14 protein-coding genes and 1 pseudogene are annotated in these 17812 nt (G+C 73.4%); 13 read left to right on the forward strand and 2 right to left on the reverse strand.

Annotated features, from left to right (window positions below; all coding sequences use genetic code 11):
• The 6 genes and pseudogenes from WME85_RS53340 (at position 1) to WME85_RS53365 (ending at position 5955) form a co-directional block, all read left to right on the forward strand.
• Positions 1-402: a DUF7684 family protein gene (locus WME85_RS53340; RefSeq protein WP_437833679.1), complete on the forward strand. Its 402-nt coding sequence runs from the start codon at positions 1-3 to the stop codon at positions 400-402.
• A 235-nt stretch (positions 403-637) separates the two neighbouring features.
• Positions 638-928 carry an immunity 53 family protein gene (locus WME85_RS53345; protein ID WP_437833681.1) on the forward strand — a complete coding sequence of 97 codons (291 nt, stop codon included), beginning with the start codon at positions 638-640 and terminating at the stop codon, positions 926-928.
• 421 nt (positions 929-1349) lie between these two features.
• Complete coding sequence (locus WME85_RS53350; protein WP_437833684.1) at positions 1350-3128, forward strand: cytochrome-c peroxidase; 1779 nt, start codon at positions 1350-1352, stop codon at positions 3126-3128.
• A gap of 340 nt (positions 3129-3468) precedes the next feature.
• Positions 3469-3771, forward strand: a pseudogene (locus WME85_RS53355) (hypothetical protein); the annotation flags it as partial.
• Between the two features lie 370 nt (positions 3772-4141).
• Positions 4142-4840, forward strand: coding sequence for a hypothetical protein (locus WME85_RS53360; RefSeq protein WP_437833687.1), 699 nt, complete (start codon positions 4142-4144; stop codon positions 4838-4840).
• Between the two features lie 266 nt (positions 4841-5106).
• The gene (locus WME85_RS53365; RefSeq protein WP_437833689.1) at positions 5107-5955 is read left to right on the forward strand and encodes a mechanosensitive ion channel family protein; all 849 of its coding nucleotides are present in this window, start codon (positions 5107-5109) and stop codon (positions 5953-5955) included.
• A gap of 72 nt (positions 5956-6027) precedes the next feature.
• Here WME85_RS53365 and WME85_RS53370 read toward each other — a convergent pair whose 3' ends face one another.
• Positions 6028-6666, reverse strand: a complete 639-nt coding sequence (locus WME85_RS53370) for a hypothetical protein (protein WP_437833692.1) — start codon at positions 6664-6666, stop codon at positions 6028-6030.
• A gap of 238 nt (positions 6667-6904) precedes the next feature.
• The gene (locus tag WME85_RS53375; protein WP_437833693.1) at positions 6905-7834 is read right to left on the reverse strand and encodes an FHA domain-containing protein; all 930 of its coding nucleotides are present in this window, start codon (positions 7832-7834) and stop codon (positions 6905-6907) included.
• A gap of 59 nt (positions 7835-7893) precedes the next feature.
• On the opposite strand from WME85_RS53375, the gene WME85_RS53380 reads away from it, so the two are divergent.
• From WME85_RS53380 to WME85_RS53410, 7 genes are all read left to right on the forward strand, one after another.
• Entirely contained in the window at positions 7894-10530 is a 2637-nt protein-coding gene (locus WME85_RS53380; RefSeq protein ID WP_437833696.1) for a protein kinase domain-containing protein, read from the forward strand.
• A gap of 163 nt (positions 10531-10693) precedes the next feature.
• Positions 10694-12481, forward strand: a complete 1788-nt coding sequence (locus WME85_RS53385) for a PAS domain-containing protein (protein WP_437833699.1) — start codon at positions 10694-10696, stop codon at positions 12479-12481.
• A gap of 321 nt (positions 12482-12802) precedes the next feature.
• Positions 12803-13768, forward strand: a complete 966-nt coding sequence (locus WME85_RS53390) for a diacylglycerol/lipid kinase family protein (protein WP_437833702.1) — start codon at positions 12803-12805, stop codon at positions 13766-13768.
• Between the two features lie 6 nt (positions 13769-13774).
• Complete coding sequence (locus tag WME85_RS53395) at positions 13775-14584, forward strand: metallophosphoesterase family protein (RefSeq protein ID WP_437833705.1); 810 nt, start codon at positions 13775-13777, stop codon at positions 14582-14584.
• Between the two features lie 187 nt (positions 14585-14771).
• A complete protein-coding gene (locus tag WME85_RS53400; protein ID WP_437833708.1) occupies positions 14772-15389 on the forward strand; it encodes an RNA polymerase sigma factor in 618 nt (205 codons plus the stop codon).
• Positions 15386-16651 (forward strand): FecR domain-containing protein, encoded by a 1266-nt coding sequence (locus tag WME85_RS53405; protein WP_437833710.1) that lies wholly within the window; start codon positions 15386-15388, stop codon positions 16649-16651. Before WME85_RS53400 ends, WME85_RS53405 begins: the two co-directional genes overlap by 4 nt.
• Positions 16652-17791: a hypothetical protein gene (locus WME85_RS53410; RefSeq protein ID WP_437833713.1), complete on the forward strand. Its 1140-nt coding sequence runs from the start codon at positions 16652-16654 to the stop codon at positions 17789-17791.
• Positions 17792-17812: the final 21 nt, after the last annotated feature.

The raw sequence follows: 17812 nt of genomic DNA on the forward strand, positions 1-17812 counted from the left end.
ATGGCAGCGATTAGCCACACCTTCGCAGGAAACCGGAAGCTCGTTATCAGCGCGATGGGAGCATCTGCCGACCACTCGCTTCAGCGACCTTTCGTAACGCTCCTGCCCGCCTTCAACCCATCGGAGCGGCAGCGAGCGGAGGCTATAACGAAGGACCTGATCGATCTCGGGTGCGTAGAGTTCTGCTGCGTGGGGCACGAAGCCGAACAGCTTCATGATGCGATTGACAACATCATCGAGGCTAGAAACGCGCTGGAAGTCGTGACTACATGGCACGAGGAACCCTCGGAAGCGTGCGAGTACTTCCTGCACGCTGCTGCCGGTGGACGAGCCCACTTGCTCGCCCTGATCCTCTCCCATCCGGAGCTTCAGGCCGTGTTGGAAGAGGAAACGCGAACGTGATGACGATGGCGAAGGTGGACACTGCCCCGGTGCCAGGGGGGAATGGGCACCCTGCCGGCCAGCGTCGGCGCGGCGAGGCGATGACCATCGTGGGCCTTACGCGACGCGGTCCGCGAGACCGACGAGCCTCGCGGCCCACGCGCCGCCGGTCGGACCAGCGCCGAGGAGACCGTGAGCGCCTCCACGAAGCGGGCTACCGCATCACGGTCGACCGGCTTTGCCTCAGGAACTGACGATGGAGAGCGATACGTTGACCTGGCTTCAGGAATGGTACCGCTCACGATGCGATGGGGAGTGGGAGCACCAGAACGGAATCCGGATTGACACGCTGGACAACCCGGGGTGGTCCGTCGTCGCTGACGTGGGTACGGTTGACGCGCCCGCGCCCGTCTCGGAATTGAGAAGCGGTGATGACTGGGTGCGGTGTGACGTGAAGGATGGGCGCTTCCATGGCCAAGGGGGACCCGGCAATCTTCAGGAGCTCCTCGAGATCCTTCGGACGTGGATCCGCACATCGCACCGCTGACCTTCCGACCTCGTTTCCGGCCCAGGATCTCCTCGCCTGCGGGCGCGCGGGCACCCCCTCGCGGAGGCCCCGGTTCCCGCCGAGATCCCCCAGCGAGAAGGTCCGCCCCGCCCCTCTCGGCAGCCCGGTGGCGGAGCAACACCGGCACAGCGATACCGGCCCGCCTGCCGTCCACAGCGCCTGGCCCCGCCGCACAGAGCGCGACGTCCTTCGCACCACCCCGAGACGTCCTTCGCACCACCCCGAGAACCGGCGTTCCCGCCGCGGCTCCTGCCGCCGGGCGCGCCGCGCCGCTCTCCGGAGGACTCGGCGTCGAAATCCCGACGTTTCCCTGGAATCCTTCTTGCTGAGCTCGCGCGCGCGGCGAACGGAGGAACTCATGCGTCAGCGACTTGCTCGTTCTCTTGTCCTCATAGGGAGCTTGGCCACGAGCGTTTTCTCGTCCTTTCTCACGGGCTGCGGACCGGGGGACCCACCCTGGGTAGCCGAGCCCAACATCGGCGGCCCTGATCCGCGGATCACGGTGACGGAGGTCCCGCCGCCGGCCATCAGCGGTGGAACGCTGATCATCGCCAGCGACGGACACACGGCGGTGGCCGCAGACCCCGACCGCGATCGCGTCTGGGTCGTCGACCTCGACGGCGGCACGCCCGCGCAGGTCCGGCTGCAGCAAGGCGACGAGCCAGGGCGACTCGTCGAGGACGCGAGCGGCCGGGTCCACGTGGCGCTCCGGCGCGCCGGGGCCGTGGTGACCCTCGATATCCAGTCGCTGTCGGTCCTCGAGCGCCGAGAGGTCTGCCGCGCGCCGCGCGGCGTCGCCTACGACGCAGCGCGCGACGCCATCCACGTCGCCTGCGCCGGCGGCGAGCTCGTGACGCTCCCGGCCGCCGGCGGCCCCGCCGTCCGGAAGCTCCGCCCCGCCCCCGACCTGCGCGACGTCGTGGTCGACGGCGACCGGCTCCTGGTCAGCCGCTTCAAGTCCGCAGAGACGCTCGTCGTGGGTCCCGACGGCGCGGTTCTCTCGCGCCGCACGCTCCCCGAGTTCCAATCGAGGGGGTTCTCCCTCTCGACCTACACGCCGTCCGTGGCCTGGCGCATGATCCCGCTCCCGGGCGGCGGCGCGGCCATGGTGCACCAGCGTGCGATGTCGTCACAGGTCACCCTCAGCCCGGGCGGGTACTACCAGGCCGCCGACTGCGACGGGAACATCGTGCACGCCGCCGTCAGCCGGCTCGACCCGGCGGACGCGGAGGACGCGGAGGACGCGATGGGCGGCGCGCCGGCTGCGGGCGCGCTCCGGAATCTCTCGCTCCCGGTCGATATGGCGGTCTCGCCCGACGGCGTGCGCCTGGCCGTGGTGGCGGCCGGCAGCGACACGGTCGTGAGCACGACCCTCGACGGCGTGGAGGGCGGCGCCACGCCGGGCAGCTGCGATGTCGAGGCCACCCCGCAGGCGGTGGCCGGGCAGCCTGTCGCGGTGGCGTTCGATGGCCGCGGCGACGTCGTCGTGCAGCTGCGCGAGCCGGCGGCCCTGCAGGTGCTCGGCCGGCGCACCATCGCGCTCCCGGGGGCGAGCGTGAGGGATACAGGCCACGAGATGTTCCATCGCCCGCCGAACGGCGTGAGCGCCGTCGCGTGCGCGTCGTGCCACCCCGAGGGACACGAGGACGGGCACACATGGAACTTCGACCCCGTGGGCCTGCGCCGGACTCAGGCCCTGGGCGGCGGCATCCTGCAGACGGCGCCCCTCCACTGGAGCGGCGACCTGCCGGACCTCGAGGGCCTGATGGGCGAGGTGTTCGTCTCCCGCATGGGCGGACCGAAGCCAGGCGCCCGGCGGCTCGACCTGATGGCCCGCTACATCGACAGCCTGCCCGCGTTCCCGGCGTCGCCGCCCGAGGACGAAGCCGCCGTGGCGCGCGGCGCGGCGCTCTTCCACGACAAGAAGGTGGCGTGCGCGGACTGCCACGGTGGCCCGATGCTCACGAACAACCGGAACGAGAATGTCGGCACCGGAGGGCCCCTGCAGGTGCCTTCGCTCATCGGCATCGCCGGGCGCGCCCCGTTCATGCACGACGGCTGCGCGGCGACGCTCCTCGATCGCTTCGATCCGGAGTGCGGAGGCCACGACCACGGCGACGTCTCCGGCCTCGGGCCCGCGCAGCTCGACGATCTGGTAGCCTACCTCGAGTCCCTCTGAACCCTCGCCCCGCCGCGCTCCTCGCCTGAATCGACCGAGGCATTCCTCGACATCCGAGGCCAATTGCCACGATCGCGTCCAGCGATCCTGATTCCCCCCAGAGCGGTCGCAGAGCCGGAATAGATAGAAAATCAGGGGCTCCGGTCGAGGCCTGTCACGGCGTTCAGCGCGCGGCACTGCGATTGCTTTTACTGAAACGAGGCAGAGTCCGCGTCTCGATGGCTCCGGCCACGGCGCGGCCCCTGTCCTCGTTTTCATTCATGACGCACGACAGGGCGAGCCGGGGCTTCCATCGAAGAAGCGGGGCCGCACGGCGGAGCAGGCTCGCGAGGAGAGCACCATGCCGAGAGGCGACAAGTCCAGCTACACAGGCAAGCAGAAGCGACAGGCCGAGCATATCGAGGAGGGGTACGAGAGTCGCGGCGTCCCGGAGGACGAGGCCGAGCGGCGGGCCTGGGCGACGGTCAACAAGATGACCGGCGGAGGGAAGAAGTCGGGCTCGGGGGTCGGCAAGCCGGTGAACAAGGAGCCGGCGAAGAAGGGCGGCCGCAAGGGGGGCGCGGCGTCCAAGGCGCGGCCGGCCGCGGCGAAGAGCGCGGCGGCGAAGAAGGCGGCGGCGACCCGCAAGCGGAACGCCGCGGCGGGCGCCGAGAAGCGCCCGGCCGCGAAGAAGGCGGCGGCGACCCGCAAGCGGAGCGCCGCGGCGAGCGCCGAGAAGCGCCCGGCCGCGAAGAAGGCGACGAAGGGCGCGAAGAAGAGCTCCGCGCCCGGCGCTGGCGCGCGCAAGACGACACGCAAGACGACGCGCAAGACAGCGCGCAAGACCACGAGCAGCCAGCCCCGCGCCGGGCAGGGCACGGGGGGCCGCAGCAGGGCAGCGACCCCGCGCCGCGGCGGGGCAGGGACCTCGCGCGGTGCGAGCTCGGGGCGCACAGGGACGGGCGCCCGGCGCGCCTCGAGCGGGTCCTGACCTTGCCAGGGGGACAAGGGGAAGGGGAGAGGGGGCGACGACCATGCAGGAGCTTCAGACCGACGGGGTGGCGAGCGGCGGGGACGGCCTGGAGAGGAGCGAGGCCGGACCGCAACAAGAGAGCCAGGAGGGGCGCGCGTTCCTGGCCAACCTCGTGCGCGAGCTGTTCCAGACGGAGCACTCGGCGAGGAGCCATCCGCTGGTAGAGGCGGAGCGCCTCGGCGACGTGCCGCCGGCGCAGGCCATGCGGGCGGTCTCGGCTCACGCCGAGGCCGTGCTGGCGGAGCTCCCCTCGCTCATGACGGAGCGCGGGCTGCCCGTCAGCGCGGGCGGCAGCGTGGTGGGGGAGGCCTTCTCGGTCCTGCGCGATCACCTCGCGGACCACCTGCTGAGCACCGAGAAGTCCTACCGCGGCACGCTGCTCGGGATGCGCCACGGCATCGACCTCGTCGAGCTGCTCCAGTACGTCGCGGCGGCGGAGGGCGACACGCTCCTCGCGGCGTGGTGCGCGCGCTGGCTCTCGGCGCGGAGGCCGCTCGTGGAGGCGGCCACCGGCGAGCTCGCGTGGTTCGCGGCCCGCCCGGCGCGCGCCAGGAGGGCGGCGAAGGACGGACCGGTCGCCCACCTCCTGCAGGGCCTCGTCAACGGCTTCGAGCGCGCGGCGCAGCAGCTCCGCCGCCTCGCCGCGACCGCGGAGGCGCGGACGAAGGGCCACCGGGCGCAGGGCTCCACCGCCAGCTGAGGCGGCGCGCGGAGGGCCCCGGAGGAGGCCGAGCTCCTCGGGGCGCGGTGCCCTCCGGCGCGGCCTCTCCGCGGACGCCGCCGGCCGCACGGTCGGCCAGCGCGCCGCGCCGCACGGCCGGCCAGCGCGCCGCGCCGCAGCCGGCCAGCGCGCCGCGCCGTCGAGCCCGGCGGGCTTCCCTCCGGCCGGGTTCGCGAGTTTACTCCCGCCGGTCGCGCGCGGGGCGCCCAGCGCAGGGCGGGCGCGCGGCGTCGAGGAGGATGGCCGTGGAGGAGGAGATTCCGACGTTGGGCACGCCGATAGAGCTCCTCAGGAGCCACGGGGCCAGCGTCGCGAGCGCGCTCGTCATCGCTTTCGTCGGGTGGACGGCGGCGGCCTGGACGGCGCGGAGCGTGCGGTCGCTCGGCAAGCGGTGGACGCAGGTCGACGTGACCCTCATCCCCGTGCTGGCCAGCCTGAGCCGGCTGACCCTCCTGACCGTCACCGCGATGGCCGTGCTCGAGCGCTTCGGCGTCGACACCAAGAGCCTGCTCGCGGTGCTCGGCGCCGCCGGCCTGACCATCGGCCTCGCCCTCAAGGACACGCTGTCCGACGTGGCCGCCGGGCTCGTCATCCTCGTGCTCCGCCCGTTCGACGTCGGCGACGCCGTCGAGGTCGACGGGACCTCCGGCGTCGTCGACGCCATCGACGTGTTCCAGACCAAGCTGACGAGCTTCGACGGCGTCCCGATCACGCTGCCCAACTCGAAGGTCCGGTCCGCCAAGATCCAGAACTTCACCCGGGCGCAGCGCCGGCGCATGGACCTCACGATCGGGGTCAGCTACAGCGCCGACCTCACCCGCGCCATCGCCACGCTCCGGGACGTCCTCTCGAACGAGCCGCGCGTGCTGCCCGAGCCGGCGCCGTCGGTCGACGTGGTCGAGCTCGCGGACGAGAAGGTCAACCTGCTCGTCCGCGCCTGGACCCTCCCCGCCGACTTCTTCCCGGCGCGGCTCGAGCTGACGCGCCACCTCAAGGAGCGGCTCGACGCGGAGGGGATCGTCGTCCCGATGCCGCAGCGCGAGATGCACATCCCGCTCCGCGAGCGCGAGCGGCCCTCCGCCCCGTCCCTCTGAGGCGGCGCGCGGCGGAGGCGGGCGCGCCGCGCCTGGCTCGCAGGCCCCGCCGCGCCCCGCCCCCGCCCGGGATCAGCTGCCCATCAGGATGTAATACCAGGTGCCCGCCTCGATGGCGGTCGGGTCCGTGCCGCTGACCTGCGTCAGCGTCTTCGAGAAGACCTTCTTGCTGAACGCGAGGCCGTTGCTCGGCGCCGCCTTCTTGTACCAGACAACCGCCTTGAGGTCCGATGTCTGGTTGTCCTTCTCGAACAGGACACCGATCTTCGCGGCGCTGTTGTCCGGATCGGTCATCCAGTAGAGATAGCCGGTGCGGTTCGCCGGGACGGCGCGCGTCCCCTGCGTCCAGTCGCCCTGGGTCGGGTTCTGCGGGGCCGTGAACTGGTTGCTCTGGCTCACGACGTCCAGGAACGCGTCGAGGGCGGTCGCCGTGAAGACCGGTATCGGCTCGGACGCCAGCGTCAGCGTGCTGGCGAACGTGGGCGAGCTGGCCCACCGCCAGTACTCGGTGTGCGCCATGAAATTGGAGACACCGCTACTCCCGAGAATGACGACCCGGACGAGATCGTTCGTTGAAAAGATCCTGAGCCTCACGTCCGGCGGGACCTGCCCGAGGATGTCACCGACCGAACTACCCTTCTTCGTGCTCTCCGTTGAACCGGAAGCGCCCTCGGCGCGCGCCCCGTGGATTGATTCTGCTCTGTTGCTCATGGCTGCGCTCCTCCTCACGACACGACAACGTCGAACGCGGCGCGCCGGCCCTGCCCGGCCCGCGCTCCGGCGGCGGCGCAAACGCGCGTCCAGCATCCACGCGACCGCGCGTCGCTCGCCGCTCTCAGCGTCGACGATAGAAAACCTGCATCCATCCCGTCGCGGTGTCGATGACAGGCGGTCACGCGCGAGGCGGCGCGGGAGCGCGGACGCGGGGGCGCCAGCCGCGGCGCCCCCGTCAGTGCCGGATCACCTCGACGGCCTCGGTGCCGAGCCGGAGCTGCCGCGACGTCGTCCGGCGCTCGATGACCGAGCCGGCGTCGAGGACGCCCGCGCGCGCGAGCTGCTGGCGCGCGCGGAAGACGTTGACGTTGAGGTGGTGGAGGTCGAGCCGCAGCTTCCCGAGCAGGTCGTCCACGTAGAGCCACCCGCGCTCGGACGGGGGCAGCCCCTCGTCCCTGTCGCGCAGCCGCGAGCGCGCCAGCACGAGGAGCAGCTCGTGGTGGGCCCGCGCAGCGAGCTGCGTGACCTTGCCCCCCTGCACCAGCGAGACGGCGATGTGCTCCTCGTCGTGGCTCACCTCGAAGCGCAGGACGGTCACGCCGAGGAGCTTGGGGCTCGCCACGGTCGAGGCGGTGGTCGGCACGGCGCCGTCGGCCGCGTGCGGCGGGACGCGCAGGACCCAGGCGCCGCCGGCCTCGACGCGCTCCTGGTCCACGGCCGCGCGCGCGTTCCCGTCGACCTCGATCTGCCAGCGCCCGTGCTGGTCCTCGAAGATCGTGACCCGCGGGTCGGCCGCGTCAGGCAGCGCGAGCAGGCCCTCCTCCGCCACGCGCACCTCGCCCGTGATCTCGTCCCGCGCGCTCGCGATGGGCGGGCCAGCCTCCTCCACGGTCCAGCGCTCGGCGTCGCCGCCGAACACGAGCTCCGTCCCTGCCTCGAGCGGGACCCTCTCGGCGAACGTCAGGCGCCGCCCGCCGACGTGCGTGCCGTTCGTGCTGCCGAGGTCGCGGACCCACCAGCGCGCCCCGTCCCAGAACAGCACGGCGTGCTCGCCCGAGGCGCAGCGGTCCCGCAGGCGCACGGCGCAGTCACCCGCTCGCCCGACCCGCGCGCGCGCCGGGAGGGTCACGAGCACGCCGTGGGCTTCATGCTTCAAGACCGCCATGGGTGCAGCGTAAGATGCTGCCGCCGACCACATCAACGGCGTCGAAGGCGAGGCGTCCCATGAGCGATCCCGCTGCAATCGTGAGGAAGCTGGCGGGCGAGCTGTGCCTGTCTCCCTCGGCGTGCGCGGAAATCCAGCGCGTGCTCGTCGAGCACGCGGCGCGCACCGCCGCCGTGGCGGAGGTGCCGACCACCCTGGTCCGCGAGGCGCCGGAGCCCACCCGCGACGCGCCCCGGGTCGCGCCGGCGGAGCAGGCGCAGGTCGAGGAGCGGCCGAGCGCCGCGACCTCCGCGCCGAGCGTGCGCCCGCCGGTCCCTTCGTGGCCCTGGGACCGCTACGAGGACCTCGGCCCGATCGGCCGGGGCGGGATGGGCGAGGTCCGGCGCGTGCGCGATCGCGTGATGGGGCGCGTGCTCGCGATGAAGCTGCTGCACCTCGAGGGGCGCGACGACGCGGACGCGCGGTCGCGCTTCCTCGACGAGGCGCGCCTGACCGCCTGCCTCCAGCACCCGGGCATCGTCCCCGTCCACGACTGCGGCATGCTCCCGACCGGCCAGCTCTGGTTCACGATGAAGGAGGTCCGCGGCCGCACGCTGAGCGCGCTGATCCGCGCGCTCCACGCCGACAAGGAGGCCGGCCCCCCGCCCGAGGCGCTGCGCCGCGGGCTCGACGTCTTCGTCCGCATCTGCGAGGCGGTCGCGTACGCGCACGGCCAGGGCGTCCTCCACCGCGATCTCAAGCCCGAGAACGTCATGATCGGCGAGTTCGGCGAGGTCCTCGTCATGGACTGGGGCATCGCCCGGGCGAGCGCGGGCGGCGCGCTGGCGGACGCGCTCGAGGACAGCGGCCACCGCACGCACGCGGGCCTCATCCTCGGGACGCCGGTCTACATGTCGCCGGAGCAGGCGCGCGGCGAGGTCGACCAGGTCGGGCCGGCCAGCGACGTGTACGCGCTCGGCGCCGTCCTGTACGAGCTCCTCTGCGGCGAGCCCCCGTACCGCGGCACCGCGCTCGCCGTCGTGGCGCAGGTGGTCCAGCGCCCGCCCGAGCAGCTCGCCCTCCGGTGCTGCGACCAGATCCCGCGCGACCTCATCGCGATCTGCGACCGGGCCATGGCCCGCGCGCCGTCGGCCCGCTTCGCGAGCGCCGAGGTGCTCGCCGAGGAGGTCCGCGGCTTCCTCGACGGCGCCCGCCGCCGCGAGCGGGCGCGCGCGCTGGTGGAGGAGGCGCGCGCGCTCGCGCCCCAGATCGAGGGCCTGCGCGCGCGCGCCAGGGCCCTCCGCGCCGAGGCGAAGGCGGCGCTCGCGCGCCTCGACTCGTTCGCGCCCGCCGCCGAGAAGGCCCAGGGGTGGGCGCTCGAGGACGAGGCGCGCGCGCTCGACCGCGCCGCCGCCCTGGACGAGGCGACCTGGCACCAGAAGCTCCGCGCCGCCCTCAACGAGGCCCCGGACTTCGACGACGCGCACGCGGCGCTCGCCGACGCCCACCTCGCCGACCTGCGCGCCGCCGAGGAGGCGCGCGACGCCGAGGCCGCGGCGCGCGCGGAGGCGTTCCTCAGGGCGCACGCGCGCGAGCGGCACGCGGCCCTGCTCCGCGGCACCGGCGCCCTGTCGCTGCGGACCGATCCGGAGGGCGCCCAGGTCTGGCTGCTCCGCTACGTCGAGCAGGAGCGCCGGCTGCGCGCCGAGCCCCAGGGCTTCCTCGGCCACACGCCGCTCTGCGAGGTCCCGCTCGCGCGCGGCAGCTACCTGCTGCTGATCCGCGCGCCCGGGTACCGCGAGGCCCGGTACCCCGTGAAGATCGGCCGCGGCGAGCGCTGGGACGGCGCGCGGCCGGGCGGCGAGGCGCCCTTCGTGGTGCCCCTCCTGCCCGCGGAGGCGCTCGGCGACGACGACGTCTACGTGCCGGCGAGCTTCTTCTCGGCCGGCGGGGACGCGCTGGCCGGCGACGGCCTGCCGGCGTGCCGGCTCTGGGTCGACGGCTTCGTGGTGCGCAGGCACCCGGTGACGCAGGCCGAGTACCTCGCCTTCCTGAACGACCTGCTCGCGTGCGGCCGCGAGGCGGAGGCCGTGGCGGCGTGCCCGCGCGCGGGCCGCGCGATCGCCGGCAACGTGGACGTCCCGCTCTTCGCGCGGGACGGACAGGGGCGCTTCGCTTTCGGCCCGCAGGTGCGCGCGGAGCAGGCGCGGCACCCGGTGGCCTCGGTGGACTGGCACGGCGCGGTCGCCTATGCGTCGTGGCTCGCGGCGCGCACGGGCGCGCCGTGGCGCCTCGTCGGCGAGCTCGAGCGCGAGAAGGCGGCGCGGGGCGCCGACGGGCGCTGCTTCCCCTGGGGGGACGAGCCCGAGCCGACGTGGGCCTGCATGGCGGGGAGCCGCCCGGGCCCCGCGAGCCCGGCGCCGGTGGACGACTACCCGACGGACGAGAGCCCGTACGGTGTCCGGGGGCTCGCCGGCAACATCCGCGACTGGTGCGTCGAGCGCTGGACGCCCGACGGCCCCGCGGTGCTGGACCGCATCGCGCGCCTCCTCCCGGCGGACGCGGCCGATCCGGGGCTCCGCTCGATCCGCGGGGGCGCGTGGAGCTCTGCGCCTCCCGCCGTGTGCCGCGCCGCGGGCCGCTTCGCCGCGCGCCCCGAGGACCGCTTCAGCGCCGTGGGCTTCCGCCTCGCGCGGCCCGTGGCCACCGCCTTGTAGAGGCCGCCGACGCGCAGAGCTCGAGGCGTGGCGTCGTGTACGCCCCTCCTCGCCTGCCTCGCGTCTCCGTGCTGAAGTGAAGAAACCGTCCGGCGACGTGCAGTCGCGTCGCCTTTGCAGCGAGCGCCACGCTCGCGCGGGAGCATCGGTGCCCACGAGGTCCATGGACAACACGGATTCGCACCAGGGAAGGGCAGGGCTCCTCGAGCCTGTCTCGCCCCAGGCCTCGCCCGCGCCGTCCGAGCCGGCCGCGTGCCCGTCGCGGCAGGGCGGGGCGGCGGGGGCCGCGCGGCCCGAGCGCGAGCGCCACGAGCTGCACGACTCCCACGCGGACTGCGCGCTGCTCGACGCCTTCTTCCAGGCGACGACCGCGGGGCTCGGGGTGATCGACCGCGACCTGCGCGTGGTGCGGCTCAACCAGGCGCTGGCGGACATCAACGGGCTCCCCCTCGAGGCGCACCTCGGCAGGACCCTCCCCGAGCTGCTCCCCGAGATGGGGGACGCGATCGTCGCCCCGCTCCGGCGCGTCCTGGAGACCGGGGAGGCGATGACGGCCGAGGTGACGGGGAGGACGCGGGCTTCGGACCAGCCGCGCGCGTGGATCGTCAACTACGCCCCCGTGCGCTCGAAGGACGGGCACGTCGTGGGCGTGGGCACGGTCGTGCTCGACATCACCGAGCGCAAGCAGGCGGAGAACAGGCTCCAGGAGGAAGGCGAGACGCTCGAGCTGCTCAACAAGGCGGGCAAGCTGCTCGCCGCGGAGCTCGACCTGGAGAAGCTCGTGCAGGCGGTGACCGACGCCGCCACGCGGCTGAGCGGCGCCCAGTTCGGCGCTTTCTTCTATAACGTGACCAACGCGGAGGGGAAGAGTTACACGCTCTACACCATCTCTGGCGTGTCCCGGGACCACTTCTCCGGGTTCCCGATGCCGCGCAACACGGACGTGTTCGCGCCGACCTTCAATGGAGAGGGCGTGGTGCGCCTCGACGACGTCACGAAGGACCCGCGCTACGGGAACAACGCTCCTTACCATGGCATGCCGAAAGGCCACCTGCCGGTCGTCAGCTACCTCGCGGTGCCGGTGATCTCCCGCTCCGGGAGCGTCATCGGCGGGCTGTTCTTCGGGCACCCCGCGCCTGGCGTCTTCACGGAGCGGGCCGAGCGGCTGGTCGTCGGCCTCGCGGCGCAGGCCGCCATTGCCATGGACAACGCGCACCTGTTCCGGCGGGCGCAGCACCTCATCGAGGCGCTCGAGCGGAGCAACAAGGAGCTCGATCGCTTCGCTTACGTGGCGAGCCATGATCTGAAGGCGCCGCTGCGCGCCATCGCGAACCTCTCGCAGTGGATCGAGGACGACCTCGTGGACAAGGCGACGCCGGAGACGCGGCAGCACATGGAGCTGCTGCGCTCGCGCGTGGTCCGGCTGGAGGCGCTCATCGACGGGATCCTGCGCTACTCGCGCGCCGGGCGCGTCCGCGACAAGCCCGAGACGGTGGATGTCCGGAAGCTCCTCCACGAGGTCGTCGGGCTGCTCACGGTCCCGCCGGGCGCCTCGATCGAGATTGCGGCGGGGATGCCGGCCCTCTTCACCGAGCGGGTCCCCCTGGAGCAGGTCTTCATGAACCTGATCGGCAACGCGCTGAAGTACACCGACCGCCCCGACGCGCGCGTCGAGGTGCGGGGGCGGGATCTGGGCGACCTCTGGGAGTTCTCGGTGAAGGACAACGGGCCCGGCATCGCCCCGCAGTTCCATCAGAAGGTCTGGGAGATCTTCCAGACCCTGAATCCGCGCGACAACATCGAGGGGACGGGAATCGGGCTCTCGATCGTCCAGAAGATCGTGCTCAGCAAGGGCGGGCGCGCGTGGGTCGAGTCCGAGAAGGGCGCCGGCGCCACGTTCTTCTTCACCTGGCCCCGGACCGAGTCGGACAGCGCGGGCAGCGTGCGCTGAGGCGCGGCGGGAGCGGCGGGAGTGCGCCGCGCGGAGCGTGACAATCCGCCACGCTCCGCCCGCCGTGAGGCAGCCTGGAGCGCCGCCGCTGGCCCGCTATCGGCTCTACCGGCGCGCCGTCGGCGCGGCGGGGTCGCCGTGAACCCCTGGCGACGGTCCGTTGCTCCGCGGTGCGGCCGTGGAGCGGCGCCCGGCCGGATCCGCCCGGACGCGTGGGGAGCGCGGGCGCGCGGCTTGCTTCATGGGAGGGCGCATGGCGCCCCCTCTGCTTCGCTGCGGTCCGATGAACACGATCTCTCGTCCTCTGCGGGGGGATCGCCGGTGACGCCTCGATCGGTGGCTGTCCTCCTGAACTGCTCCTCCCGGTCGAACCGCGCGGCGGAGCATCGCGCGCGCCTCGGGGAGCTCCTGAAAGAGAGCGGCCTCGCCGCGGACCTGCTGTGCGCCGAGAAGGGCCGGCACATGGGCGAGCTCGCCCGGCGCGCGGCGCGGGGTCCTTACGATCTCGTCGTGGCGGGCGGCGGCGACGGGACCATCAGCACGGTCGCCGCCGCGGTCGCCGACACGGACAAGACGATGGGTGTCCTGCCGCTCGGCACCGTGAACCACTTCGCCAAGTACCTGGGTGTACCGCTGACCCTCGAGGGGGCGGTGCGCACCCTCGTCGAGGGGCGCCGCGTCCAGGTCGATCTCGGCGAGGTCAACGGCCGCGTCTTCGTGAACAACTCGACGCTGGGCATCTATCCCGGCATCGTGCGCGACCGCGAGGCGCTCCGGAAGCGGCGCGGGCTCAACAAGTGGTTCGCCCTGGTGCTGGCGACGCTCTCCGGCATCCGGCGCCACGACCGCGTCGCCCTCCGGCTCATCCTGGATGGGCAGGAGCTCGAGCTGAACACGCCGTTCGTGTTCGTGGCCAACAGCGACTTCAAGCTTGGCGATCTCGACCTCGGCCGCCAGCGGCCGCCGCACTCCGGGGAGCTCGGGGTATGCGTGGCGCACGCAGAGAGCCGCCTCGCCGTGCTCAAGCTGATGGCCAGCGCCTTTGCCGGGCGCATCCAGAAGGCGGATGACTTCAGCATCTTGCGAACGACGGAGCTGCGGGTGGAGGCGCCCTGCCGCCACCTCCACGTGGCCGCGGACGGCGAGATCCTCAAGATGGCGCCGCCGCTCGTCTATCGCACGCGGCCGTCGGCGCTTCGCGTGATCGTCCCCCTGTCGTCCGACATCAGCGCGGGCTCACGGCGGCAGGAGGGCCAACCGGGCAATCTCGCCGCGCTGGGGGGGTGATTCATCATGCGCACGCTCGTGCACCTGTCGGATCTGCACTTCGGACGCGTCGACAAGGCCATCCTCCGCCCGCTCATCGACAGGATATGGGGGATCGAGCCCCACCTGATCGTGGTGTCCGGCGACCTGACCCAGCGGGCGCGCAGCGCCGAGTTCGCCGAGGCCCGCGCCTTCCTCGACGCCTTGCCGCCGCCCAGGATCGTGGTGCCCGGCAACCATGATGTCCCGCTTTACAACCTGTTCGACCGGTTCTTCCGCCCGCTCGACAAGTACCGGAGCCACATCACGGACGATCTCGCGCCGTTCCACGTGGACACGGAGGTCGCGGTCCTCGGCATCAACACCGCGCGCTCGCTGACGATCAAGGACGGGCGCATCAACGCGCGCCAGATCGAGGAGATCAAGGAGAGGATGTGCGGCCTCGGCCCCGAGATCACGAAGGTGGTCGTCACGCACCATCCGTTCGATCTGCCCGAGAACTCGCCTCATGACATCGTCGGGCGCGCGAAGCAGGCGATGGCGGCCATCGCGGGGTGCGGCGTCGACGTCATCCTCTCGGGTCACCTGCACCTCAGCCATACAGGGCACTCCGCGGAGGACTTCGAGGTCGGCGGCCACTCCTCGCTGATCATCCAGGCAGGGACGGCGACGTCGACGCGCGGGCGCGGGGAGCAGAACGCGTTCAACGTGATCCGCATCGACGGGAAGAAGATCCGGATCGAGCGCAATTACTGGCAGCCGGAGGGCAGCGCCTTCGGGATCGCGACCCCGGAGCATTTCGAGGAGACGCCGCGGGGCTGGGTGCGGGCGGCGTAGGCGCGTCGGCGGGAGCGGGGCGCCTCCGCGGACCGGCGTGGCCGGCGCGCCCGGCCTCCGGCCCATTCCTGCGGGCTTCCTCCGCGGTGAGCCGTCTTGCGACCCTGCCGTGACTTCAGGGGCCCCGGTCCGCTCACGAGGTGGCGAGGCGTCCGGCCATCTCCAGCGGAGCCCTACGATCATGGTGATGCGCGCCCAAGCTCTTGCCCCCCCTCGAAGGCTCGGCGTGGTCGCCTATGCGAGCGACGAGGCGCTCGTGGAGGGGCTCCGCGCGAGGCACCCCGCCGCGCTCTCCGCCTTCCACGACCGCTTCTCCGGGCACGTGCTCCGCGTCCTCGGCCGGCTGCTCGGCGGCAGTCGCGACCTCTCCGACGCGCACCACGACGCCTTCGTCCGCGCGCTGTCCTCCCTCGACACCCTGCGCGATCCGGCCGCGCTGAAGGCGTGGGTCACGTCGGTCGCCGTGTTCACGGCGCGCACCTGCATCCAGCGGCGCGCACGCCGGAAATGGCTCCTCTTCTTCGCCCCCGACGAGCTCCCACCCCTCGTGGCTCGCCCGTACGAGGGCGAAGCGCACGAGGCGCTGCGCGCGACCTACCGGGCGCTCGAGCGGCTCCCGGCCGACGAGCGCATCGCCTTCGCGCTGCGGCGCATCGAGGGGATGGACCTCCAGGAGGTCGCCGGCGCGTGCGGCGTCTCGCTCGCGACCATCAAGCGGAGGCTGGCCCGCGCGGAGGCCAACTTCCTCGAGGCGGCGCGGGACCAACCCGCCCTGGAAGAGTGGCTGAAACGAGGCTCGTCATGAGCGGTCGCCCCTCGCTCGATCGCCTTCGTGAGCTCGGCCGCCCCCAGGATCAGGAGCTCGCGGCGCAGGACCTCGACGGCGCGCGGGAAAGGTTCCTGGAGAGCGCCACCGGCGGATCCACCCGCCGCGGGGCTGCCCGCCTCGGGCCCGCGCGTCCTCGGTGGATCGCGCCCGCGGCCTTCGCGGCGCTGGCGGGGGTCTGCGCGGCGCTGCTCCTCGTCCTGCTCCCGTCGAGGTCGCTCTCGTTCGACGTCGGGTCGGCAGAAGGGCAGGTCGGGACGTGGATCGCCGCCGCCGATGCTCCTCTGCCGGTCCGCTTCTCGGACGGCACGTCGCTCGCGCTGGACGCGAACGCCCGGGCGCGCGTGGTGGCCACCGACGCCCATGGGGCGCGGGTGCTGCTGGAAGGCGGCCGGCTCACGGCGACGGTGACCCACACCGCGACGAGCACCTGGAACTTCGATGTCGGCCCGTTCGACGTGCTGGTGACCGGCACGCGCTTCGAGCTGAGCTGGTCCCCGGCGCGCGAGGCGCTCAAGCTGGTGCTGCGGGAAGGCTCGGTGGCCGTGTCGGGGCCGCTCATGGGGGGGCCGCGCACCGTCGCTGCGGGGGAGACGCTCGAGGTGTTCTGCCAGGAGCAGCGCTTCGAGCTCACGCGCGGGGAACCGAGCGCCGCCGCCCCGCCTCCTCCGTCCTCCACGCCCGGCGCGCCATCGCCGGGCGCCTCGGGGCCCGCCCCCGCGGCGCCCGGCGACAGCGCGAAGGTCGCGAAGGCCGCGGGCGCCTCCCCGCGCCCGCCGGGCTGGCGCGACCTCGTGGCCGCCGACAGGTACGAGGCGGCGATGACGGCGGCCGAGGCCGAGGGCTTCGACGGGCTCGTTGCCCGCGCGAGCGCGGCGGATCTGCTGGTGCTCGCCGACGTCGCGCGCTTCTCCGGGAAGCCGGAGCGCGCCGCGGCGGCGCTCACCGCGACGCGGAGCCGCTTCGCGGGCTCGGGCGAGGCGGCGAAGGCCGCCTTCCATCTCGGCCGGATGGCGTTCGACCAGCGGCGATCGTACGCCGAGGCCGAGCGCTGGTTCGGCGTGTACCTCGGCGAGCAACCGGGCGGCTCCTTCGCGCAGGAAGCGCTCGGGAGGGTCATCGAGTGCCGGGCGTTGATGGGCTCGACCAGCGGGGCCCGCGAGGCCGCGCGCCGCTACCTGGCGCTCTATCCGGCCGGGCCCCACGCCGCGCACGCCGAGCGTCTCCTCGAGGAGGAGTGAGTGCGAGCTCGCAGGCCAGCTCGCGCGGCGCGCGGCGGAGCGTGGACGCTCGGGCTCTCCTTCCTCGTCGCCGCCGAGGCGCGCGGGGCGCCGCCGGAGCCGCCGCCGGAGCCTCCGCGCCCGAAGGTCGTCCTGATCGCCGATCGCCGGACGGACCCGATCATGGCCCGCGTCTACTCCGAGCTCGCCACGCTCGGATTCACGGTGGTGGTCGTGCGGGGCGGCGCCGACCCGCACGACCACGGGCCCGTCGCGGCGAGCGCGCTCGAGGCCGGCGCGGCGGCGGTGATCCGCGCGACGGAGGTGCCGGGCGGCGTCGATGTCTCGATCGCCGATGGCGCGACGGGCAAGTCGGTCCAGCGCACCGTGAGGGCCGACGACCCCGCCACGGTCGCGGTTCGCGCGGTGGAGCTGCTGCGCGCGAGCTTCCTGGAGGTGCGCTCGCCCCCACCGCCGCGGGACGAGGGCGAAGCCGATCCGGAGGCCCGCGCCGTCGCCGACGCGCAGCCGCCGCCGGCCAGGGCTGCGCCCGTCGCCGTCCCGCGCCCGCGCGCTGGCGGCGCCTCCCACGCGCCGTCGCCTCCGCCATCCAGGGGAGGCGCGACCCGAGCAGCGCCGGCGACGTTCGGGGTCGGGGCGGCGCCCGCGCTGCTGTGGAGCGCAGGCGGCGTGCCCGCCTCCCCGATGCTGGACGTGTCGGGGTACGCGATGATCTGGTCTCGGCTGGGGCTGTCCACGTTCGTCCAGATCCCGCTCGGCAGCGTGAGCCGCGAGGGCAAAGAGGGCACGCGGCACGTGCGGGTGGCTCTTGCCGCCCTGGGGGTGCGCTCCCCGCTCGGCCCCACCGACGCCGCCTGGTTGCCTTCGGTAGGGGCGGGGCTCGCCGCCGCCTGGCTGCACGTCGATGGGGAGGGCCGCTCGCCCGGGTACGTCGGCACGTCGGCGGACGCCTTCGCGATCGCGCCGTACCTGCGCGCTGGAGTCTCGTTCGCGCCGGTTTCGTGCCTGCGCATCAGCGAGCAGCTGATTGCGGGGATCGCGGTGCCGCGCATCGTGATCGACGCCGCAGGTCGCGCGGCCGACGCGTGGGGGCGCCCGTTCCTCGGCGCATCGCTCGGGGTGGAGGTCGTGCTGCCGTGAGCCGAAAAGGGCAGCCGCCGT

This window comes from Sorangium sp. So ce1153 (assembly GCF_051521595.1).
Taxonomy (GTDB): Bacteria; Myxococcota_A; Polyangia; order Polyangiales; family Polyangiaceae; genus Sorangium.